We start from the raw sequence: 20762 nt of genomic DNA, 5'->3' as shown, positions 1-20762 counted from the left end.
CGACGATGTCGACCTGGCCGGGGTCGAGGGGGGGACGGACGTCGCCCCCGCCGCGCCGGCACCGACGGTGCGGGCAATTCTGAGCGGAAACGCGCTTCCCACGAGGATATTCGGCGGCCGACCGCCCGATTCCCGACTCGACACGATCGACTGGTCGGACGTCGCCCGGCTGGGCACCACGGTGGAGTTGCGCGTGACCGGTGACCGGCTGGACCACCTGTGGGTCGAGCGGTGGGTCCGGGACCGCATCGTCGCGCGCATCCCCGGAGGTCGTCGTGCGCCTCAGTGAACTCGTCGGGGCGCGGGTGCACGACGCGGACGGTCGTCGCGTGGGTTTCGCCGTCGATGTGCGGTTCGTGGAGTCGCCGCAGAACCGGCTGCGGCTCGAGGGCCTGCTCGTCAGCCCGAGTTCGAGCGGCTCCTTCCTCGGCTACGAACGCACGGAGGAGATCCGGCCCGCGCTGATCGCCCGGTATCTGCGGTGGCGTCACCGTGGTGCGTTCCTCGTGCTGTGGCGCGACGTGCGCCGGGTCGGTGACGGCCGGGTCGAGCTGCGGCCGGGGTATTCGCGCTGGTCGCCGATGCTGCGGTAGGGCAGGGAAGGTTTGCGCCCCGCCGTGCGGGGTAGGCGGTTCGAGCCGGCGTTGTGCCGCGTAGCCCACGAGGAAGAGAGCCCGGCACGGCCGGGGTGAGAAGAACCCGGCACGACCGGGGCGAGAGGAGCGGCGATGAAGGCAGTGACATGGCAGGGCAAGCGGAAGGTGAGCGTCGACACGGTCCCCGATCCGAAGATCGAGCAGCCCACCGACGCGATCATCCGTGTGACGACCACCAACATCTGCGGTTCGGATCTGCATCTGTACGAGGTGCTCGGGCCGTTCATGTCGCCGGGGGACATCCTCGGGCACGAACCCATGGGCATCGTCGAGGAGGTCGGGGCGGACGTCACGAAGATCAAACCTGGTGACCGCGTGGTCATTCCGTTCCAGATCTCGTGCGGCAGCTGTTTCATGTGCGGGGACGGCCTGTTCTCCCAGTGCGAGACCACGCAGGTGCGGGACCAGGGATCCGGTGCGGCGCTGTTCGGGTACTCGAAGCTGTACGGGAGCGTTCCCGGCGGCCAGGCGCAGTATCTGCGTGTGCCGCATGCGGATTCGACCCACATCTCGGTTCCGGAGGGGCCGTCGGACTCGCGGTTCGTCTACCTGTCCGACGTGCTGCCCACCGCGTGGCAGGCCGTGGAGTACGCGCACGTTCCCGACGGCGGTTCGGTGACGGTGCTCGGCCTCGGACCCATCGGTGAGATGGCCGGGCGGATCGCGGTGCACCACGGCTACCGGGTGATCGGTGTCGACATGGTGCCCGAGCGGCTCGGGCGGGCCGCCACGCGCGGCATCGAGACCATCGACCTGAAGGAGGCCGGGAACTCGCTGGGCGAGATGATCCGGGACCGCACGGACGGCCGTGGCACGGATTCGGTGATCGACGCCGTCGGCATGGAGGCCCACGGGTCACCCGTCGCGACGGCGATGCAGACCGCGACGGGCCTGCTGCCCTCCGCGCTGTCGGCGCCGCTGATGACCCACGTCGGCATCGATCGTCTGCACGCCCTCTACACCGCGATCGACGTGGTACGGCGGGGCGGCACGATCTCGCTCAGCGGCGTGTACGGCGGCATGACCGACCCGATGCCGATGATGACCCTGTTCGACAAGCAGATCCGGCTGCGGATGGGTCAGGCGAACGTCAACAACTGGGTGCCGCAGATCATGCCGCTGCTCACCGACGACGATCCGCTCGGTGTGGACACCTTCGCCACGCACCGGCTGCCGCTGTCGGACGCCCCGCACGCGTACGAGATCTTCCAGCGCAAGCAGGAGGGGGCGATCAAGATCCAGCTCGAACCCTGACCGGGTTCCCGGCTTTCGGTGCCGCCGGGGTCACCCCAGGTCGGCCGCGGTGCGCGGCAGATCCTCGGTGGCGACGTCGGCGGCCTCGAAAGGCGACCGCAGCACCGTCGCGGTCGCCCAGCCCTGGGCGAGCAGGCCCGCATCCGTGTCCTCGGACTCGTCGGCCCGGATGTCGCTGAACGTCACCGTCACGAACCGGCGGTCGTCGTCGTCCGGGGTCTGGTCCGACTCGCCGATGTCGGCCTGCACGGCACCGAATGCAGCGAGCGGTGCCGTGCGCAGCCCCCGCAGCTCGCTCAGCGGGACGTCGGGCACGTTGACGTTGAGCACGGTGCCCGGCACGCCCTGGCCCAGCACCCATTGCAGGGCATGCCGGGCGATGACCTCCGCGCCGTCCCAGTGTTCGTGGACCGATCCCGCCAGGGACACGGCCAGGGCCAGACTGCCGTGGTTGGCGCCGGTCAGCGCCGCGCCGACCGTTCCGGAGTGCAGGATCGCATGACCGGTGTTGGGGCCGTGATTGATCCCGGAGAGCACGATGTCGGGCCGGGGACCGAAGGCGCCGTACATCGAGACGAAGGTGATCAGTGCCGGCGACGCCTCCACGGCGAGCACCGTCGTGTCCGGCAGGTCCGGGAACGTGCGCGGCGAGACGACGAGCCGGCCGTCCTCCTCGAGGGCGCTGAGCGAGGCGCTGGCGCCGCTGCGTTCGGCGTGCGGCGCGGCGACCACCACGTCGAGACCGGCCTCGACCGCCACCCGGCTGAGCACCGAGATGCCGTGACTGTCCACCCCGTCGTCGTTGACGATCAGCGCTCTCACGTGACTACCTCCCCTTCTTCCCCTTCGCGAACGGCCGGACCTCGACGCTCTCGGCGACCTTGGCGACGAGTTCTCGCTGCCCGGTGGCCAGCCCGTGCCGGGTGACGTTGACGGCGCCCGCGGCCGCCCCGAGCCGGAGGGCCTCGGCGAGGGGCCGCCCGGCAGCCAGCGCAGCTCCGATCCCCGCGGTCATGGAGTCGCCGGCGCCGCGGTGGTCGGCAATGTTCAGCGGCGGCGAGACGATCTCCATCAGTTCGTCGTCGACGAGCGCGAGCGCCGGGTCGCCGGCACGGGAGAGCACCACGTTCCGGGCCCCCTGGGCGACGAGTTCCTTCATCGCGGCGATCAGGTCGTCGACGTCGTCGGACCGGGCGCGACCGTCTTCGATGAGATCCTCGTGGCTGACCTTGAGCACGCTGAGGCCGCCCTCGAGCGCCGCGGTCATCGTCGGACCGGACAGATCGGCGACGACGGGGACGTTCATCGCGGTCAGGTCGGCGGCCAGCCGGGTGTAGACGTCGTGCGGTATCGCCTCGTCGCAGTGCGGGCCGCCGAGCAGCGCCACGTCCGCGTCGAGACCCTCGGACAGTGCCGCACCGAACAGGTCGTCGGCCTCGTGCCGGTTGAGTGTCGGCGGCGGGACCTCGACGATCTCCTCGCGCTCGCCGCCGCGACGGTCGTGCACGTACGAGCCGTTCTGCCCGGCGGTGACCACCGGCCGCACCGACACGCCCTCGCGTGCGATGAGATCGCTGACGACGGGACCGGTCTCGCCACCGAAGGTGCCGCACAGCCGCACGTTCAGGCCGAGGGTGGCTGCCATGCGGGCAATCCAGAACCCCTGCCCGCCGGCGTGGATGTGCAGTTCCGGGACGTCGGACGGCGACGACTCGATGGTGACGGTGAGCAGCGGGGTGGGAGCGAAAACGAAGGCGGAGGGGGCACTGTCGTCGTTGCCGTCTCGGGGCGGGGGAGTCATGCGGATCCTTCGGAGAGAGGTGGACGCGCCGCCCGTGGGGACGGGCGTGCAGTTCGGATGGCGGTGTCGGCCCGTCAGGCTGTTCCGTCGGGCGAGCCCGCGAGGACGGGATCGTAGGCGGGAGCGTTCGGCACCTCGGCCGGGCGCACGTTGGCGCCGAGCGAATACGCGAGGTGACCGCCCAGCAGACCACCCAGTCCGATCAGTGCCGCGCCGGCGGCGCTGAGTGCCACCGCGCCGGGGGCGTTGAGTGTCACCGCGCCGGGGGTGCGCCCGCGCCGCCGGCGGCGGTAGGACAGGGCCATCAGGGCCGCTCCGGTGCCGTTGACCACCGCATGGATCAGCCCGACCCGGCGCTGCACGGTGTCGGTGTGTACCCAGTCGACCCAGCCGGCCAGGACCGTCGGCGGAGTCGCCAGCAGTCCGAGCCCGATCAGCCGCCGCGCGGCCTCGGGTTGCCGCAGGGCGTCGAAGGCGACGGCCGCGGTCCATGCCCCGATGGGCACGGTCACGAGTGCCGGATGCAGTGGGTGACCCACCGGCGTCCCGTGGAGCACGGCGCCGACCGGAGTGTCCGCCAGCCGCGAGAGCTGCCTGCCCAACAGTTCGGCGGGGCCGTCCAGCCACGTCGCCGATTCCGTCCCGGAATAGAGGATCTCCATCTGCGAGCCCGTCATGCCCACGGGCATACCCGTCCCCGAGCGGGTGAAACCTGCCACGACGGGTGTACGACGCAGCCCGGTGGGGTAACTCCTGCGATCATGGGACAGCGCATCGTGATCACCGGCGCCAGCGGCAACGTCGGCACCGCCCTGCTGCGACGACTCGCTCTGCGATCGGAACCGCCGGAGATCGTCGCCGTCGCCCGCCGCGTGCCACCGGCCACCGAACCCTACGGCGAGATGACCTGGCACAGCATCGACCTCGCCGCGCCCGACGCCGGGACCAGGCTGCGCCCGGTCGTCGAGGGCGCCGACGCCGTCGTGCACCTGGCCTGGGGCTTCCAGCCCTCGCACCGCCGGGACTACCTGCGCCGCACCGGGGTGGACGGCACCGCAGCCGTGATCGACGCCGTCCTCGCCGCGGGTGTCGGGCATCTGGTCCACATGTCCTCGGCTGCGGTGTACGCGGCCGGGGCGTACGGCCGTGCGGTCGACGAGTCGTGGCCCGCGACCGGCATCGACTCGTGCGCGTACAGCGTCGACAAGGTCGCGGCGGAGCGGCTGCTCGACCGACGCGTCGCGGACGCGGCCGCGGCGCCGACCGTCACCCGGTTCCGGCCGGGATTCATCGGTCAGTACGCGGGTGGCAGTGCGTTGCGACGCTACGCGGTGCCGGGATACGTGCCCGACCTGGTGCTCCGTCACCTACCGTTGCTGCCCGTGGACCCCGGAACGACGATCCCCGCCGTGCACGCCGACGACGTGGCCGCCGCCCTCGACGTCGCTCTGGAGCGGCGCGCACCGGGGGTGTTCAACCTCGCGACGCCCGAACCGCTGCGGGCGGCCGACATCGCCGGCGCGTTCGGGGCGCGGGCCGTCCCGCTGCCGCGGCAGGTACTGCGTGCCGTCGTCGAGGCGACCTGGCAGGCCCACCTGCAACCGATCGCCGGTGGCTGGATCGACCTGGCGTACAACACCCCGATGCTGAACTGCGACCGGGCCCGCCGGGACCTGGACTGGGAACCGACCGTCCCGGGTCCCCGGGTGTGGCGCGAGGCCATTGCGGGTATGCAGGCCGAGGCCGGCACCGACAGCCCGGTCCTGCGCAGTCGCGGACCGCTCGAGACGATGAGCGCCCTGCTCGGGCGGGGGACCGTCGGGCGCCGCGTGCCGCCGTGACCACTCGCGGCGGAGCGACGAGAGAGGGTATCGGGATGAGTGAGACGGCGCAGCGCGACACCACGGCGACGTCGCAGCAGGTGTGGGACGTCCTCGCCGACGGCTGGTCGTACGCGAGCTGGGTGGTGGGGGCCTCCCGGATCCGGGCGGTGGACGACACGTGGCCGGCGGTGGGCAGCCGCATCCACCACTCGGTGGGGGTGTGGCCCGCCCTGCTGAACGACCACACCGAGGTGGTGGCGTCGGTTCCCGGCAAGGAGCTGAAGCTGCGTGCGCGGGCGTGGCCGGCCGGACAGGCCGAGATCACCATGCGCCTGCACGAGCGACCCGGCGGTTGCCGGATCGAGATGGCGGAGAAGGCCGCCGCCGGCCCGGGTCAGCTCGTTCCCGATGCGATCCAGGCCCGGCTGGTGCTGCCGCGCAACATCGAATGCCTGCGCCGGCTCGTCCTCATGGCCGAACGCGCCACCGAGCCGAAGGGCGTCGGCGAGTGAGTACCGAGACCGTCGATGCCGTCGTCGTCGGCGCCGGTCAGAACGGCCTGACGGCCGCGGCCGTGCTCGCCGACGCCGGGTGGGACGTCCTGGTGCTCGAGGAACAGCACGAGGTCGGCGGCGCAGTCCGCACGGCGGAACTGCACCCGGGCTTCCGGATGGACCTGTTCAGCGCCTTCTATCCCCTCGCGGCGGCCTCCCCGGCCTTCCGCGCGCTCGACCTGTCCTCGCACGGGTTGCGGCTGCGCCGGGCGCCGAGGGTGTACGGGCACGCCGCCGGTCCGCACGACGAGGACGCCGCGGTGGTCTTCCCGGACGTCACCGAGACCGCGGCCGAACTCGAACGGCGGCATCCCGGCGACGGCAGCACCTGGATCCGGCTGACCGAGCAGTGGAAAGACATCCGTGAACCGTTCCTGAGCGCCCTGTTCGAACCCTTCCCGCCCGTGCGCGGCCCGGCGGGGCTGATCCGCCGACTCGGTACCGCGGACGCTCTGCGCTTCGTCCGGATGCTGGCGCTGCCGGCGCGCCGGATGTCCGAGGAATTGTTCGGTGGCGAACATGCGCGGCTGCTGCTGCTCGGCAACGCGATGCACGCCGACACTCCCGTCGACTCGGCGGGCAGCGGAATCATGGGGTACGTGCTGACCATGCTCGCGCAGGATGTGGGCTATCCGGTGCCCGAGGGCGGGGCCGGGGAGCTCGCGGCGGCCCTGGCGCGTCGCGGCGAACACAGCGGGGCCCGGATACTGTGCGGCCGGAAGGTCACCGGCATCGAGGTCGGCGGCGGCAGGGTGACCGAGGTCCGCACCGAGCAGGGCGAACGCGTCCGGGTCCGGCGGGCGGTACTGGCCGACGTGTCCGCGCCGGCGCTGTTCGGCTCGCTCCTGCCCGCGGACGCCGTGCCCGCCGCCGTCCGGGACGACCTGCGGCGCTTCGAGTGGGACACACCCGTCGTGAAGGTGAACTACGCGTTCGACCGGCCGATTCCGTGGCGCTCGCAGGCACTCGCGACGGCCGGGACCGTCCATCTCGGCGCCGACGCCGACGGTCTCGTGCACTGGTCGGCCGACCTGGCGACCGGCCGCGTGCCGGAGCACCCGTTCATCATCTTCGGTCAGATGACCACCACCGATCCGGCCCGCTCCCCGGAGGGGACGGAAAGCGCCTGGGCGTACCCCCACCTGCCGCGCGGTGTCGCCGACGACGCCTCCGCCGAGGAGCTCGCCCGGCGCGTCGACGCGGAGCTCGAGGCACACGCTCCGGGGGTGCTGAGCTCGATCGTGCACCGCAGCGTGCAGCGTCCCCGCGACCTCGAGGCCGCCAACGCGAACCTGGTCGGCGGCGCGGTCAACGGCGGCACCGCTCAGATCCATCAGCAGCTCGTGTTCCGGCCGTTGCCCGGCTTCGGTGGTCCCCGCACGCCGGTCGAGGGCGTGTATCTGGCCGGATCGTCGACTCACCCCGGCGGCGGTGTGCACGGCATGTGCGGGTGGAACGCGGCCCGCGCAGCCCTGCGTGACCACGGCGTGGGCGGCAGGCTGCGCCGGCGGCTGAACGAGGCGATCTCGGACGTGCTGACGCGCAGCTGATTTCCCGATGCCGTTGCCGACGCGATTGAGCAGTCCGCCGAACGGGTATCAGTAGGCATGGGAATGCCAGTGGGAACACCGATCCGGCAGGTACACGGCCCGTCGCTCGTGCCGCAGGCGCTGCGCGAGGTGGAAGGCGGAGTCGCCGCCCTCGCTGCCGGGATCTGCGTGATCGCCGCCGTCGGTGTGGGTGTGCTCTCCGCTTCCGCACTCACGGGCGTCGGGGCCGGACTCGCCGTGGCGGCGGGCCTGTCGTTCATGCTCGGTTCGCTGACCTCGGCACCGGCCGCCGGACAGCCGGATCCGGCGCGGTCCTCGGCGGTCCGCACCCGACCGGACGGAGCCGCGGTGTCGCGACGCGGCACCGCCACCGCCTTCCGCCGGCACCGGGTTTCGGGTGGCGTCCCGGAGGGGTACTCCCACGTATGACAACGACGTCTCGCCCGGAATTCATCGTGTCCCTCGCCCGGTCCACCTACGGGGGCCGTGCCGTCACAGCCGGGGTCCGGTAACGTGCCGGCGCCCAGGAGGGTGTGGCGACTGCCCGGTGTGTACCGCCCGCAGGAGGATTCGCATCTGCTCGCCGGAGCGCTCGACCGTGCTGCGGCACCCCCCGGCGCCAAGGTGCTCGACTTCTGCACCGGCACAGGCTTCATCGCCGTGTCGGCGGCGATGTCCGGAGCCGGGTCCGTGACGGCACTGGACATCGCCCCCCGCGCGGTCCTCGCGGCGCGTCTCAATGCGAGGTCGCGGAAGCTTCCGATCCGCGTCGTGCGCGGCGGGCTGGACGAGGCCGGCCGGCACGGGCCGTTCGACGTGGTCCTGTCCAACCCGCCCTACGTTCCGCACGACGCCGATTCCGGCGACGCCCGCTGGGACGCCGGGGCCGACGGCCGGGCCGTGCTGGACCCGCTGTGTCGGAGGCTGCCGAACCTGTTGTCTCCCGGCGGTTTCGCTCTCGTCGTGCATTCCGAGTTCTCCGGGGTGGACGAGACGCTCGTCCGGTTGCGCGACGCCGGTCTCAAGGCCTCCGTCGTCGCCCGGCGCCGGATTCCGTTCGGGCCCGTGATGCGCAGCCGCGCCGGATATCTGCGGACGCGCTACGAGCTGCCTGCCGGCGTCGACACCGAGGAAGTGGTGGTGATCCGTGCCGATCGAACACACTGCCCGTGAGGTAGCCACGGGTGACAGCCCCCGGGACACGTCCCCCGGGGGCGTCGCTGTGCCCGGCCTGTGCCCGGGACTGCGGGTGGAGGGTCTCGCGGCGGAGGAGCCGAGGGTCGTCCGGCTGATCCGCGGCGGTCCCGCCCTGGTGGAAGGTCCGGTGCGCATCGTCGCCGAGGACGGCGACGAGGTGGAGTCGGACCGGTTCGTCGTCGCGATCTGCCGGTGCCGTCGCAGCGAGCGGTACCCGCTGTGCGACACCAGTCACCGTCGGCCCCGGCGCGATCCGCGCTGAGTCCGGTCCACGTCCGGTCCACGTCGACCGGCCCCTGGCGCACGGCACGCACACAGCGGGGCGGGCGGTTCCTGAGGAACCGCCCGCCCCGCAACGCGTCACACGTCACGCGTCAATACCAGTACTTCCGGCCGCCGACAGCCCGGCCCGTCGCTCCGAGGATCGCCAGGATTGCGCCCACCACCAGGAGAATGATCCCGAGTGTCCACAGGATCGAGATGTTGGTGAGGAAACCCACCACGAGCAGAATCAAACCCAGAATGATCATGAGTGTCACCTCGCTGTCGGTGCCCGTTGCCGGTCGGATCCGGGCCTTGCCGAGGGGATACCCGCATCGGATGTGCCGAAACCTCACGAACCTCACACCGGTGGACAGCAGGTACTTCCCGTCGATTCGTGGCGCGCCGACGGTCCCGATGGCATTGTCTGGGGCATGCCTACTTCGGAGAACCCCGGGGACAGCGTCCCGGGCGAGTACAGCGTCGACGACGAGGACCAGTTGCAGCCGGAGGACTCCCTGATCGACCGCGGCGTCGACGACGTCCTCGACGAGGGATTCTCACCGATGGAACGACCTGTCGGCCTCGACCGGCACGAGACCCTGGACGAGCGGCTCCGTGAGGAGGAGCCCGAACGGGAGGACGAGGGCGAGAGCGAGTTCCGCAGCTCCGTCGCCGAGGCCGGCCGGACGCGCGCCGGGCGCCTCGTCGCGCCGGACGAGGGCACCGCCGAGGACGAGGACGCCGAGTTGTTCGGAACGGACGTGGGAATCGACGGGGGCGCCGCGTCCGCCGAGGAAGCGGCGGTGCACCTGATCGACGAGGAGGATTCCGGCCGGGAGGACTGAACGACGACGGCCCGGCACCCGAGAGGTCGGGTGCCGGGCCGGATCAGCCGGGGGACGGTCAGACGGCTCCGGTGCCGAGCAGGGTCGGCTCGTCGTTCTGCCACCGCTCGAGCAGGTACGCGGCGAGCCGGCCCTCGAGGTATTCCATCGCCTCTGCACCGAACGCGACGTCCCCGGCGCAACGCGGATCGCGCTCCACGAGATCACCCGCCACGTCGTAGCGGAGGACCTGCTCGTGCACCGCGTCCGCCTCGATGTGCTCGGTGTAGAAGTGGATGCACGCGTCCGGTGCGCCCAGGCGTTCGAGACCGCGGGCCATCCGGCGTGCCATCGGCGAGGAGGTGATCTCGGCGGAGGCGAACAGGCCCACGAGCTTCGGGGTGTGCGCGCGGTGCAGACCGCACAGCGACATGAAGTTCACCGTGGCGAGCGTCTCCGCGGGCACCCGGTCCAGATAGGCCAGGTATCCCGTGTCGAGGCCGGCCGCGGCGAGCAGGTCCGAGTAGAGGACCGAGTGCATGCGCTCGGCCCGGCCGCCGCCGAATTCGTCGAACTCCACCGCCACCAGCGCCGCCTTCGCTCGGCCGGTGAGCCGCGGGATGGCGAACGAGTGGGGGTCGGCCTCCTTGAGGTGGTAGACGGACCGGTGGACGAAGAACTCGCGCACCTGCTCCCACGTGCCGTGGTCGCGGATGTGATGGGACACGCCCCACGCGTCCTCGGGTTCGCGGCACAGGTCGTCGAACACCCGCTGGGGATCGTCGCCCGACGGCACGTCGGCGCGCAACCGGTCCAGGAAGAGCCGTTCGAGACCGGCTCGGACGGCCAGCGGGCCCGGCGCCCATTCCCAGCCGGGGTCGACCCCGTCGAACCCGTGGTAGGACAGTTCGTACAACACCGCCAGAGCCAGCTGGGCATCCTCGCCGTAGGGATCGGTGCCGGCGACCTCGACCGGCCAGGTGTCGGTGTCGGCGGGACGCGAGAGCCGTTCGATCACCTGCTGGGAGACAGGCCCCCGAGCCCGGGGGAGGGCGGCGGACTGCAGCACGGCGGTCGCAGAATTCGCAGGCATGTGCGCGGATACCCGGACCCGATTCGTGCGAAACGCCGGGTGTGGGGTGGGTCCGCGCGGGTATCCGCCCGGACATGAATGGTGAAAATGGCGACGGTGACAACAGCGACGTGGAGAACGGGACTGCATCCGGCGGCGAGGATGTCGAGCGCCCGCCGCACATGATCGATTACCCCGGTGAGACGGCCGACATGGCCGAGCAGCCCCGCGACGAGATGCGGAACTATCGGGGCCGCGACCTGCTCGCCGGCCGCAAGGCCCTGATCACCGGCGGTGACTCCGGTATCGGGCGCGCGGTGGCGGTGGCCTTCGCGAAGGAGGGCGCCGACGTCGCGATCGCCTACCTCGACGAGCACGACGACGCCGAGCACACCGCGGACCTCGTGCGGCGTGCGGGTCGTCGATGCCACCTCCTCCCGGGAGATCTCGCCGCGGCGGACCACTGCCGGGCGGTCGTCGCCGAGACGGCCGCGGCGCTCGGCGGCCTCGATCTGCTGGTCAACAACGTCGCGTACCAGGAGCCGGTGGACGACCTCACCGAACTCGACGACGCCCAGTGGCGGCGGACGTTCGCGGTGAACATCGACAGCTACTTCCACGTGACGAAGGCGGCGCTCGCCCACCTGCCGCGCGGTTCCGCGGTGATCAACACCGCCTCCATCAACGGTCTGCGGGGCAACAAGTCGCTGATCGACTACTCGGCCACCAAGGGTGCGGTGCTCGCGCTGACGTACTCGCTGGCGCAGTCGTTCCAGGACCGGGGAATCCGCATCAACTGCGTCGCGCCGGGACCGGTGTGGACGCCGCTGATCCCGGCGACCATGGATGCGGAGAAAGTCGCGACGTTCGGGCAGCAGGCCCCGTTCGGCCGGGCGGCGCAGCCGGACGAGATCGCACCCTCGTACGTGTTCTTCGCCTCCGAGACGATGTCGTCGTACTACAGCGGTGAGGTGCTCGCACCGATCGGTGGTGAGACGCTGCCGGGCTGAGCCGGGTCAGCGTCGGTATCGCCAGGGGTAGGCCACCCACAGGGTCAGGAACAGCACGACCGTGACGATGCCCCCGGCGATGCCGGCGGCGGTGTTGACCACCAGCCCGACGACCAGCACGACGACGCCGGCCATCGCGACCCCGAGCAGGAGCAGGCCCGCCATGGCGAAGCGGTGCGCCGTGACCACCAGTTCCGGGAGGCGGCGCTGCCGGAAGAGCAGGCGGTGCATACCGACGGGGGCGACGAGCAGGATGGTGGCCGTGATCGACGCCAGCACGGTGACGAGATAGACGCCGCGCTGGAAGCCGGTCAGCTCGTCGAACCGGCTCTGGAACGGCAGGGTGAGCAGGAAGCCGGTGAGGAGCTGGACGCCGGTCTGCACGACGCGCAGCTCCTGCAGCAGACTCGACCAGTTCCGGTCCAGTCGCTGCACGGGCGTCTCGTGCCGGACCCGCTTGTTCCAGTCCTCGTTCGGAACCGCTGTGGGCTGCACTCTCTCGGCATGCCCCGTACGGCGCTCGTCAAACCTCCCCGGTAGCACCACCGTCCTCTTGTGACCTGTGTCACTGTGGGGGTACTGTCGGCTCCACCAGGGACAACGTCGCTCCGAGGAAAGGAGGGCGGTCATGAAGCTCAATCTGTTCGTCGCATGGACCGGCTACATGCTCGCGTTGGTCTCGATCGTGAGTCTTGCGGGTTTCCTCTACGCCGCGGGGTCCGGCAACGGCGGGTGGGCGCTCGTCGCGGGCGCGGTGTGCGTCCTCGCGGTGGCGTCGGCGATCGCGATGATCGGTAGTACCGTCCATCACGACCATCGTCTGCATCGCGAGACACCGCACCTGTTCTGACGGTTCCGCCGTCTCACGCCTCGGCCAGGCGCCGCTTCTCGAGTTCCACATCGAACCCGGCTGCCGGCCAGTCCAGGTCGAGGCGCTCGAACGCGTCGACGAGCAGTTCCATGACGGCGATGCGGCTGTACCACTTGCGGTCGCAGGGCACGACATACCAGGGGGCGTGCTCCGTCGAGGTCTTGTCCAGCATCGCCTGGTACGCCTCCTGGTAGGCGGGCCACAGCGTGCGTTCGGAGACGTCGCCGGGGTTGTACTTCCAGTGCTTGTCCCGCCGCTCGAGCCGTTCGGCCAGGCGGCGCTTCTGCTCGTCGAGCGAGACGAACATCGCCACCTTGACCAGCGTGGTCCCACTGTCGACGAGTTCACGCTCGAACTGGTTGATCTCGTCGTACCGGGTGCTCCACACGCTCTCGGGCACGAGGTTGCGAACCCGCACGACGAGCACGTCCTCGTAGTGCGAGCGGTCGAACACCCCGAGCTGTCCCGCCCGCGGCAGCGCCTTGTGGATGCGCCACAGGTAGTGGTGGCGCTTCTCCTCGGGCGTGGGCACACCGAACGACGTGTGGTCGACGCCCTGCGGATCCACGTGGCCGATGACGTTGCGGACCATGCCGCCCTTGCCGGCGGTATCCATGCCCTGCAGGATCAGCAGGATTGACCGGCGGTCCCCCGAGCGTCCGTTGGCGAACAGCATCTCCTGCAGGCGCGAGAGCACCGCCCCGCGTTCCTCGATGAGCCGTTCGCCGGTGGCCTTGTCGCCGGTGAAGCCCGGGGTTCCGTTCGTCTCGATGTCGGCGACCCTGGTCCCAGGGTGGGCACGGAGCACCTCGACGGCCGGCGCCTGCCACGGATCGGTGCTCTTGACGGTCATCTGCCGAGCGTGCCACATCCCGTGGCCGGATCAGCCGAGTTCGAGCTCGGTGTCGTCCGGGCGGGTGGGGTAGGGCGGAGCCGACATCCCGTCGACCATGTGGCTGCCCCACAGGTCCGTCTCGGTGATCCGGGCGATCGCCGGAACGGGGCCGTCGGGTCCGGGCACTGTGAGGTGGACGTCGGTGCCGGGGGAGAGGTCGGTGCCCGGCAGGGCTGCCGCGAGTCCGCGGAGACGCCCCCGCCAGCGGTAGCGGCCGCTGATCGGGTCGAATGCCCCCGAGAGCTGGACCTCCGTCGTGGCGTGCTGCTCGCCGACGGTGACCTCGGCGGGGCCGCGGTAGCCGTCGGGTTCGTCGTCGTGTGGGTCGGACATGCCCGCGACCTTACATGTAAACGTCAGTTACATAAACAGGGTCACGGGGTGTCGGCGTCCGGAAGCAGCGGGTGCGGCCGGCTCTTGAAGCGGGCCGGCGAGCCGCCGACGGCTGCGATCCCGGATATGCCGCCCCAGGTCATCATCGTGAGGTAGTCGGTCAGGTCCTCCGCCGACATCGACTTGTTGGAAATCCACCAGTGGGTGGCGAGCTGGATCGCGCCCACGATCGCGTACGCCCACGGGACGGACCCGCCCGAGTCCATCTCCAGGTGCCGCAGCCGCTCACCGATCACCGTCGCGACGAGCTCGGCGATCATCCGCTCCGAGTCGGCCACGACGTCGCGCCCGGCCGCGGCGCTGTTGGTCATCACGTACAGATACACCTCGGGATCGGAGGCGACGGTCTCGACGTAGGTGGCGATCGCGACCCGGGTCAGGTCGTACTCGTCGAGGTCCTCGGCCACCGCCGCGTAGATGCGCGGCGCCAGGATCGTCTCCACGTACCGCAGCATCGTCGCCGTGGTCAGGTCGTTCTTGTCGGTGAAGTACCGGTAGAGAACGGTCTTGGAGACACCGATCTCGGCGGCGATCTCGTCCATCCCGACGTCGCGTCCGCGGGACCGGATCGCCTTGATCGTGCCGTCGACGAGTTCCTCGCGCCGGGCGATCTTGTGTTCGTGCCAGCGACGCTTGCGGCCGTCCTGTTTGGTCGGCGCGGCGGCCGTCGGGACCGGCGTGTCGGTCGGGGACGGGGGCTGGGGAACTCGGTGGTTCGGCACTGGGTGGCACATCCGTTCGCTCGATCGTCCGTCCAGTTTAGAGGGGGCCACGCGGCCGGCCGTGCGGACGTCCCGTTCGGGGCACGACGTCCGTTTCCGCCGCGTCCGCCCTCGCCGGGCGCAGCTTCGGCACAATAGCGGAGGTGCAGCTGATGAGCATCGACGATGACGCCAAGCGCAGGGACCTGCGCCGGATGAAGGCGGTCGCCACCGGCTTCCTGCTCGTGGCGACCGCAATCTACCTGTTCTGCCGCTGGCAGGAGACGCGCGGCGCCGGCGAATGGGTGGGGTACGTGCGGGCCGCCTCCGAGGCCGGGATGGTCGGCGCGCTCGCGGACTGGTTCGCGGTCACGGCGCTGTTCCGGCATCCGCTGGGCATCCCCGTTCCGCACACGGCCATCATCAAACGGAAGAAGGATCAGCTCGGGGCGAGCCTGAGTTCGTTCGTCGGCTCCAACTTCCTCGCCCCCGAGGTGGTGTCGGCGAAGGTCGAGAACGCCCGGATCCCGCTGCGCCTGGGAACCTGGATGGCGGAGCCCGAACACGCCGAGCGGATCGCGCAGGAGACGTCGACGGTGCTGCGGGGACTCGTGACGGTCCTGCGCGAGGAGGACATCCAGCAGATCATCGACAACACCATCGTCAAGCGCATCGCCGAGCCGGAGTGGGGGCCGCCCATCGGCCGGGGGCTGTCCGAGCTGCTCGCCGAGAACCGGCAGCTGCCGCTGATCGACATGCTGGCCGAACGGGCTCACCAGTGGGCCCTCGGCAGCCAGGAGACGATCGATCGCATCATCAGCCGCGACTCGCCGTCGTGGTCGCCGAAGTTCGTGGACCTGCTGCTCGGCGAGCGGATCCACCGCGAGCTGGTCGAGTTCACCTGGAAGGTGCGGTCCGACCCCGACCACGAGGTGCGTGTGGCCGCGAACCGGTTCCTCGCCGACTACGCGCGGGACCTGCAGCACGATCCGGTCACCATCGCCAAGGCGGAGAAGGTCAAGGCGGAGATCATGGGTCGGGAGGAGGTCACCCAGCTGGCCTCCGCGACCTGGCGGGCCGCCAAGCGGATGATCCTCGAGTCGGTCGACGACCCGCACAGCACGCTGCGCACGAAGGTCACCGAGAACGTCATCCACTTCGGGGTGCGGCTGATGGAGGACCACGAGCTGCGCGGCAAGTTCGACCGCTGGCTGCTCGACGGGGCCCGGTACATCGCGGCCAACTACGCCGACGAGATCACCGCGGTCATCCGGGAGACGGTGGAGCGCTGGGACGCGGAGGAGGCCAGCCGCAAGATCGAGCTCCAGGTGGGGCGCGATCTGCAGTTCATCCGGATCAACGGCACGGTGGTCGGGTCGCTCGCCGGTCTGGCCATCTACACGTTCTCGAATCTGCTGTTCGCGTGACGTTCCACACCTGCTAGCAGAGTGCTTGCTACAGCTAGCACTTGTCGGTACAGTGGAACCGTGTCCACGAAGGAACGGGGTGAACCCGCCGACGGAGGGGACGATGACAAGGACGATGCGTCCGGCGCCACCGAGATCGCCACGCGGGTGGTCAGCACTGCCGCGCAGGACATCGGCAGTTTCATCCGCTCGCAGCGCGAGGCGGCGCAGGTGTCCCTGCGTCAGCTTTCCCAGCTCGCCGGCGTCAGCAATCCCTATCTGAGCCAGATCGAGCGAGGGCTGCGCAAGCCCTCGGCCGAGGTGCTCGGGCAGATTGCCAAGGGGCTCCGGATGTCCGCGGAGGTCCTCTACGTCCGGGCCGGGATCCTGGAGCAGCGCCCGACGAGCGCGGTGCGCGACGCGCTGCTGGCCGACGCCGTGCTCAACGAACGGCAGAAGCAGGTCCTGCTCGACATCTACGAATCGTTCTGCCGAGAGAACGGTTCCCACCCTTCCGGGGCGGACCTCTCACCCGAGGTGTCTGCACCCGAGGTATCCGCACCCGCGGCCGCTGCCCCGAACGGCGCGACCGACCCCGATCGACAGGAGAACTGACATGACCGATCCGAAGAACCTCGCCACCCCGCTGTACGCCGCTGTCGGCGCCGGCGACACCGTGGTCCAGGCGGTGGCCGACATCGTGGCTCGCACCCGCCGTCGCGCCGAGACCACCCAGACCGACGTCGGCGACCGGGTCGACAGTGCCCGGGGCCGTCTCGCCGACTTCCAGGAGGACCTGACCGAGAACGTCGAGTCCCTGCGCGAGCGGCTCGCCGGCCTGCCGGCCGAACTGCCCGAGGATCTCGCCGAGCTGCGCGAGAAGTTCACCGCAGAGGAGCTGCGCAAGGTCGCCGAGGCCTACCTGAAGGTGGCCTCCGACATCTACACCGCACTCGCCGAGCGCGGTGAGGAGACCATCGAGCGGCTGCGCAAGCAGCCGGTCGTGGAGGAGGGCATCGGTCGCGCCGAGGCCGCGTTCGGTGACGCCGTCGAGCTCACCGAGGAGGCGCTGGGCACCGTGGCCCGACAGACCCGCGCCGTGGGCGAACAGGCCGCCCGGCTCGCGGGCCGCGCCGCCGGCCGGATCGAGGAGACCGCCGGCGACGTCGGCGAGGCCATCTCCGGGGCCGGCGAGGAGGCCGGCCTGCGGGTGCTCGACCTCGGTGGCCAGGCCCAGGAGGCGGCTTCGGAGGCCGCGGACCGGGTCGAAACCGCCGCGCTCGAGCTCGACGAGGCCGCCACCAAGGTCGAGGAGGCCGCGGAGAAGGCAGCCGCGCCGAAGACCGAGGCTCCGGCGCCCAAGACGCCGGCCAAGGCCCCCGCCAAGGCTGCGGCCAAGACGCCGGCCAAGGCGCCCGCCAAGAAGGCGGCGCCGCGCAAGACCACCGGCGCCTGATCACACCGGTCGGTAGAACCGCCGACGGCCCCCACGCGACCTCCGCGTGGGGGCCGTTGCTCGTACCATGGGAACGTGCCCAACGTCGATTCTCTCGCCGCCCTGATCATTTTCGCTCTGCAGATCGTCGCGCTCGCCGGGGCGGGTTTCGCCCTCCTGCATGCCGTGCGGCAGCCCGCCGAGGCGTTCCCCGCGGTCGACAAGCTCACCAAGCCGGTGTGGCTCGGCATCCTCGCCGCCTCGCTGCTGGTGATCGTCGTCTTCTGGGGCACCTTCATGATGCTCGGAATCATCGCGGTGATCGCCGTGAGCGTGTACCTCGTCGACGTGCGACCGCGGGTGGACGAGGTACAGCGGCCGCGCTGGTAGTTCCGCTCGGAGGCCTTGACAAGCGCCGAGCGGTTGATGACACTTCGGGTAACGGGTAATTACCGAGACGAGGTGATCGACGATGGCGCTCACCCGGACCGTCCGCACGGACGACCGTGAGGACACCGCCGAGAGGCTGCTGGCCTCCGCGGCCCGTTCCTCCTACGACCCGGCCCTCGAGATCGACTGGGACGCCCCTGTCCCCGCCGACAAGTACGGGATGACCCCCGAGTGGAGCAGCCTCTACGGCACCGCCCTGTGGGAGTCGATGAGCGAGCGGCAGCGGATCGTCCTGACCCAGCACGAGGCCGCCAGTATCGCCGGCACCGGCATCTGGTTCGAGATGATCCTGATGCAGATGCTCGTGCGCGACCTCTACCGCCGTGACCCCGCCACCGCCTACGTCCAGTTCGGGCTCACCGAGATCGCCGACGAATGCCGGCACTCGACGATGTTCGCGCGCGCGGCACAGCACTTCGGGATCCCGTCCTACCGGCCGAAACGCTGGATCCGGGAGAGCGGCCGGCTGTTCAAGGCCACGGCAGGCGGGGCCCTCGCGTTCGGTGGAACCCTGTTCGCCGAGGAGATCCTCGACGCGATGCAGCGCGACTTCATGCGCGACGAGCGGGTCCAGCCCGTCACCCGCACCGTCAGCCGCATCCACGTCGTCGAGGAGTCCCGGCACATCCGCTACGCGCGCGAGGAGATCGTCCGCCGCACCCGCCACCTGTCCCGCACCGAGCGCGTCCGCGTCCGGCTGCAGCTGGGCATCTCCGCGTACTTCGTCGTCACGAGCCTCGTGCACGACGACGTCTACGCCGCCGCGGGGCTCGACGTGGCCGAGGCCACGGCTGCGGTACGGGCCAACACGCACTACCACGACCGGCTCCGTGAGGGCGCCCGACGGACGATCGAGTTCCTCGACGGCGTGGGCCTGATCGGGGGGCCGTCGACCCTGCTGCTCCGCCGCGCCCACGTCCTGTGATCGCGGACCCGTCCCTCGGCCGTCGCGTCCCGCGACGGCCGTCGTTCCAGGAACCAGGAGAACAACACAGGTGAAGAAGCCGTCCCGCAGGACCACCCTGGCGCTCGCCGGGGTGGCCGGCGCTGCCGCCGTCGCCGGACTCGTGGCCTACCGCGCCCGCCGTCGCCGCACCGTGGTGCGCGCCGCCGACCGGCCACCGCATGCGCTGCTCGCGCCGCCCACGCTGGACCCCGACATCGTCGACCTCACCACCGACGACGGCGCTCACCTCCACATCCGCGCCTACGGCGATCCGGACGCCGACCCGATCGTGCTCAGCCACGGGTGGACGTGCAACGCCGACTACTGGATCCCGCAGATCAACGCACTCGCCGGGCGCTACCGGGTGATCACCTACGACCAGCGCGGTCACGGCCACAGTGACCTCGGTACCCGGACCTTCGGCCCCGACGTCCTCGCCGACGATCTCGCAGCGGTCCTCGCGGCGACGGTGCCGGCCGGCCGCAGGGCAGTCCTCGCCGGGCACAGCATGGGCGGCATGAGCATCATCGCGTGGGCCGGCCGCCACCCCGAGCAGGTGCGGGAGAAGGCGTCCGGAGTGCTGCTCGCGAGCACCGGCACCGACAGCCTGCTCGCCGAGGCCGCGCTGCTGCCGCCCCGCCTGGGCCGGGTACCGGAGCCCGTCGCGCGGCGTGTTCTCGGCGCCGCCGTGCCGCTCGTCGCCTCCCCCCTGACCACCCGCGCGCTGAAGTACGTCGCCCTCGCGCCCGGTTCGAGCACCGCCGAGGTGGAGTTCTGCGAGAAGATCGTGCTCGGCTGCACCCCCCGGGCCCGGGGCAACTGGGGGACGGCGCTCAGCGCAATCGACATCCGAACGGGGCTCGAGCACCTCACCGTCCCGACCACCGTGCTGGTCGGCACCGCGGACCGCCTCACGCCGCCGGTGCACGCGCACCGGCTCGCCGAGGCCCTCGAGGCCGCCGGGCACCTCGAGCATTTCGTCGTCCTCGACGGGATCGGACACATGAGCTCGGTCGAGGCGATCGACGCGTTCGACGACGAACTGCTGTACCTCGCCGAACGGGAGCCCGTGCAGGCAACCGCCTGACGCTCCCATCCGCGGGGGTCGCGGCACCGAACCCCCGATGTGCCGTCGACCGGAGAAGGACCCGTGACAGTGTCGGGCCACCGCGCCGCGCGTGCCCTCGCCGGACTGGTGTCGTTCGGCGTCGTCCTCGGCGTCGGCGAACTGCTCGCCGTGCTGATCGGCCCGGCGTCGTCGCCGTTCTACGCAGTCGGCGCCACGACCGTGGACCGGGCGCCCGCGTGGGCCCGCGAGTTTGCGATCGACACCTTCGGAACGTCGGACAAACCGGCGTTGTTCATCGGCATGTCGGTGATCCTCGCGGTGCTCGCCGTGGTGGCGGGGCTGCTCGAACAGCCCCGCCGCCCGCGTGGCGGCGTCGTCCTCGCGGTCCTGGCCGCCGTCGGCGGGTACGCGGCGCTGAGCCGGCCGGGCGCCACCGCCGTCGCCGCGCTGCCCACGGTCGTCGGCGCCGTCGCGGGCGCGGTGCTGCTGCAGTACGCTGTCCGGCTCCTTGCCGCATCCGGCGTCCGCGACGACGGGACGGTCACCCCGGCGGCGTGGCCGCGCCGCCGGTTCCTCACGGTGCTCGGCACC

At 71.0% G+C, this 20762-nt stretch carries 27 protein-coding genes and 1 pseudogene; 19 read left to right on the top strand and 9 right to left on the bottom strand.

Annotation, left to right across the window (positions count from 1 at the left end; translation table 11 throughout):
- The 3 genes from OEY_RS0101360 to OEY_RS0101350 all read left to right on the top strand — a co-directional run.
- The coding region (locus OEY_RS0101360) for a hypothetical protein (protein WP_010592154.1) at positions 1 to 289 on the top strand (289 nt) is incomplete at its 5' end.
- Entirely contained in the window at positions 276 to 593 is a 318-nt protein-coding gene (locus OEY_RS0101355) for a PRC-barrel domain-containing protein (protein WP_010592153.1), read from the top strand. The genes OEY_RS0101360 and OEY_RS0101355, both read left to right, overlap by 14 nt.
- Positions 594 to 728: 135 nt before the next feature.
- Complete coding sequence (locus OEY_RS0101350) at positions 729 to 1910, top strand: zinc-dependent alcohol dehydrogenase (protein ID WP_010592152.1); 1182 nt, start codon at positions 729 to 731, stop codon at positions 1908 to 1910.
- 30 nt (positions 1911 to 1940) lie between these two features.
- Here the strand turns inward: OEY_RS0101350 and surE are convergent, their stop codons facing one another.
- The 3 genes from surE to OEY_RS0101335 form a co-directional block, all read right to left on the bottom strand.
- On the bottom strand, positions 1941 to 2732 hold the full coding sequence (gene surE, locus OEY_RS0101345; protein WP_010592151.1) for a 5'/3'-nucleotidase SurE: 792 nt from the start codon (positions 2730 to 2732) through the stop codon (positions 1941 to 1943).
- A 4-nt stretch (positions 2733 to 2736) separates the two neighbouring features.
- Positions 2737 to 3711 (bottom strand): PfkB family carbohydrate kinase, encoded by a 975-nt coding sequence (locus OEY_RS0101340; protein ID WP_010592150.1) that lies wholly within the window; start codon positions 3709 to 3711, stop codon positions 2737 to 2739.
- A gap of 74 nt (positions 3712 to 3785) precedes the next feature.
- Positions 3786 to 4400, bottom strand: coding sequence for a DUF2231 domain-containing protein (locus tag OEY_RS0101335; RefSeq protein WP_010592149.1), 615 nt, complete (start codon positions 4398 to 4400; stop codon positions 3786 to 3788).
- Positions 4401 to 4472: 72 nt separating this feature from the next.
- Here OEY_RS0101335 and OEY_RS0101330 point away from each other — a divergent pair, with 72 nt between their 5' ends.
- From OEY_RS0101330 to OEY_RS0101305, 6 genes are all read left to right on the top strand, one after another.
- A complete protein-coding gene (locus OEY_RS0101330) occupies positions 4473 to 5552 on the top strand; it encodes an NAD-dependent epimerase/dehydratase family protein (RefSeq protein ID WP_010592148.1) in 1080 nt (359 codons plus the stop codon).
- Between the two features lie 35 nt (positions 5553 to 5587).
- Positions 5588 to 6046, top strand: a complete 459-nt coding sequence (locus tag OEY_RS0101325; RefSeq protein ID WP_010592147.1) for an SRPBCC family protein — start codon at positions 5588 to 5590, stop codon at positions 6044 to 6046.
- Positions 6043 to 7638 (top strand): phytoene desaturase family protein, encoded by a 1596-nt coding sequence (locus OEY_RS0101320; protein WP_010592146.1) that lies wholly within the window; start codon positions 6043 to 6045, stop codon positions 7636 to 7638. Before OEY_RS0101325 ends, OEY_RS0101320 begins: the two co-directional genes overlap by 4 nt.
- 69 nt (positions 7639 to 7707) lie before the next feature.
- Positions 7708 to 8067: a hypothetical protein gene (locus tag OEY_RS0101315; RefSeq protein WP_010592145.1), complete on the top strand. Its 360-nt coding sequence runs from the start codon at positions 7708 to 7710 to the stop codon at positions 8065 to 8067.
- 102 nt (positions 8068 to 8169) lie between these two features.
- Positions 8170 to 8811 carry a HemK2/MTQ2 family protein methyltransferase gene (locus tag OEY_RS0101310; RefSeq protein WP_017681235.1) on the top strand — a complete coding sequence of 214 codons (642 nt, stop codon included), beginning with the start codon at positions 8170 to 8172 and terminating at the stop codon, positions 8809 to 8811.
- A gap of 76 nt (positions 8812 to 8887) precedes the next feature.
- On the top strand, positions 8888 to 9097 hold the full coding sequence (locus tag OEY_RS0101305; RefSeq protein WP_026137877.1) for a CDGSH iron-sulfur domain-containing protein: 210 nt from the start codon (positions 8888 to 8890) through the stop codon (positions 9095 to 9097).
- Between the two features lie 112 nt (positions 9098 to 9209).
- On the opposite strand, the gene OEY_RS30750 is transcribed toward OEY_RS0101305, so the two are convergent.
- Positions 9210 to 9365 (bottom strand): DUF6131 family protein, encoded by a 156-nt coding sequence (locus OEY_RS30750; protein WP_003937495.1) that lies wholly within the window; start codon positions 9363 to 9365, stop codon positions 9210 to 9212.
- A gap of 165 nt (positions 9366 to 9530) precedes the next feature.
- On the opposite strand from OEY_RS30750, the gene OEY_RS0101295 reads away from it, so the two are divergent.
- Positions 9531 to 9944 (top strand): DUF5709 domain-containing protein, encoded by a 414-nt coding sequence (locus tag OEY_RS0101295; protein ID WP_010592142.1) that lies wholly within the window; start codon positions 9531 to 9533, stop codon positions 9942 to 9944.
- 58 nt (positions 9945 to 10002) lie between these two features.
- On the opposite strand, the gene OEY_RS0101290 is transcribed toward OEY_RS0101295, so the two are convergent.
- Positions 10003 to 11016 (bottom strand): iron-containing redox enzyme family protein, encoded by a 1014-nt coding sequence (locus OEY_RS0101290; RefSeq protein ID WP_010592141.1) that lies wholly within the window; start codon positions 11014 to 11016, stop codon positions 10003 to 10005.
- Between the two features lie 161 nt (positions 11017 to 11177).
- Here OEY_RS0101290 and OEY_RS0101285 point away from each other — a divergent pair, with 161 nt between their 5' ends.
- The gene (locus tag OEY_RS0101285; RefSeq protein WP_029539846.1) at positions 11178 to 12005 is read left to right on the top strand and encodes an SDR family oxidoreductase; all 828 of its coding nucleotides are present in this window, start codon (positions 11178 to 11180) and stop codon (positions 12003 to 12005) included.
- 6 nt (positions 12006 to 12011) lie between these two features.
- Here the strand turns inward: OEY_RS0101285 and OEY_RS0101280 are convergent, their stop codons facing one another.
- Positions 12012 to 12500 (bottom strand): DUF6328 family protein, encoded by a 489-nt coding sequence (locus OEY_RS0101280; protein ID WP_010592139.1) that lies wholly within the window; start codon positions 12498 to 12500, stop codon positions 12012 to 12014.
- Positions 12501 to 12633: 133 nt separating this feature from the next.
- On the opposite strand from OEY_RS0101280, the gene OEY_RS0101275 reads away from it, so the two are divergent.
- Positions 12634 to 12855 carry a hypothetical protein gene (locus tag OEY_RS0101275; protein WP_010592138.1) on the top strand — a complete coding sequence of 74 codons (222 nt, stop codon included), beginning with the start codon at positions 12634 to 12636 and terminating at the stop codon, positions 12853 to 12855.
- 13 nt (positions 12856 to 12868) lie between these two features.
- Here OEY_RS0101275 and OEY_RS0101270 read toward each other — a convergent pair whose 3' ends face one another.
- From OEY_RS0101270 to OEY_RS0101260, 3 genes are read right to left on the bottom strand one after another with little or no spacing between them, the layout of a single operon-like run.
- Positions 12869 to 13729: a PPK2 family polyphosphate kinase gene (locus OEY_RS0101270; RefSeq protein WP_010592137.1), complete on the bottom strand. Its 861-nt coding sequence runs from the start codon at positions 13727 to 13729 to the stop codon at positions 12869 to 12871.
- 30 nt (positions 13730 to 13759) lie between these two features.
- Positions 13760 to 14104 carry a DUF4873 domain-containing protein gene (locus OEY_RS0101265; RefSeq protein WP_010592136.1) on the bottom strand — a complete coding sequence of 115 codons (345 nt, stop codon included), beginning with the start codon at positions 14102 to 14104 and terminating at the stop codon, positions 13760 to 13762.
- 41 nt (positions 14105 to 14145) lie between these two features.
- Positions 14146 to 14886, bottom strand: coding sequence for a TetR/AcrR family transcriptional regulator (locus OEY_RS0101260; RefSeq protein ID WP_010592135.1), 741 nt, complete (start codon positions 14884 to 14886; stop codon positions 14146 to 14148).
- Between the two features lie 152 nt (positions 14887 to 15038).
- Here OEY_RS0101260 and OEY_RS0101255 point away from each other — a divergent pair, with 152 nt between their 5' ends.
- The 7 genes and pseudogenes from OEY_RS0101255 to OEY_RS27875 all read left to right on the top strand — a co-directional run.
- Positions 15039 to 16292, top strand: a complete 1254-nt coding sequence (locus OEY_RS0101255) for a DUF445 domain-containing protein (RefSeq protein ID WP_010592134.1) — start codon at positions 15039 to 15041, stop codon at positions 16290 to 16292.
- A 60-nt stretch (positions 16293 to 16352) separates the two neighbouring features.
- Positions 16353 to 16886, top strand: a complete 534-nt coding sequence (locus OEY_RS0101250; RefSeq protein WP_010592133.1) for a helix-turn-helix domain-containing protein — start codon at positions 16353 to 16355, stop codon at positions 16884 to 16886.
- Between the two features lies 1 nt (position 16887).
- Positions 16888 to 17727 (top strand): hypothetical protein, encoded by an 840-nt coding sequence (locus OEY_RS0101245; protein WP_010592132.1) that lies wholly within the window; start codon positions 16888 to 16890, stop codon positions 17725 to 17727.
- A 75-nt stretch (positions 17728 to 17802) separates the two neighbouring features.
- The gene (locus tag OEY_RS0101240) at positions 17803 to 18096 is read left to right on the top strand and encodes a DUF2516 family protein (protein WP_003937507.1); all 294 of its coding nucleotides are present in this window, start codon (positions 17803 to 17805) and stop codon (positions 18094 to 18096) included.
- A gap of 82 nt (positions 18097 to 18178) precedes the next feature.
- Complete coding sequence (locus OEY_RS0101235; RefSeq protein ID WP_010592131.1) at positions 18179 to 19081, top strand: AurF N-oxygenase family protein; 903 nt, start codon at positions 18179 to 18181, stop codon at positions 19079 to 19081.
- Positions 19082 to 19151: 70 nt separating this feature from the next.
- Positions 19152 to 20189 carry an alpha/beta fold hydrolase gene (locus OEY_RS0101230; RefSeq protein WP_010592130.1) on the top strand — a complete coding sequence of 346 codons (1038 nt, stop codon included), beginning with the start codon at positions 19152 to 19154 and terminating at the stop codon, positions 20187 to 20189.
- A 63-nt stretch (positions 20190 to 20252) separates the two neighbouring features.
- Positions 20253 to 20762, top strand: a pseudogene (locus OEY_RS27875) (molybdopterin-dependent oxidoreductase); the annotation flags it as partial.

The organism is Rhodococcus sp. P14, assembly GCF_000256505.1.
Lineage (GTDB): Bacteria > Actinomycetota > Actinomycetes > Mycobacteriales > Mycobacteriaceae > Rhodococcus > Rhodococcus ruber.
This window is presented reverse-complemented; position numbering and strand designations above follow the sequence as displayed.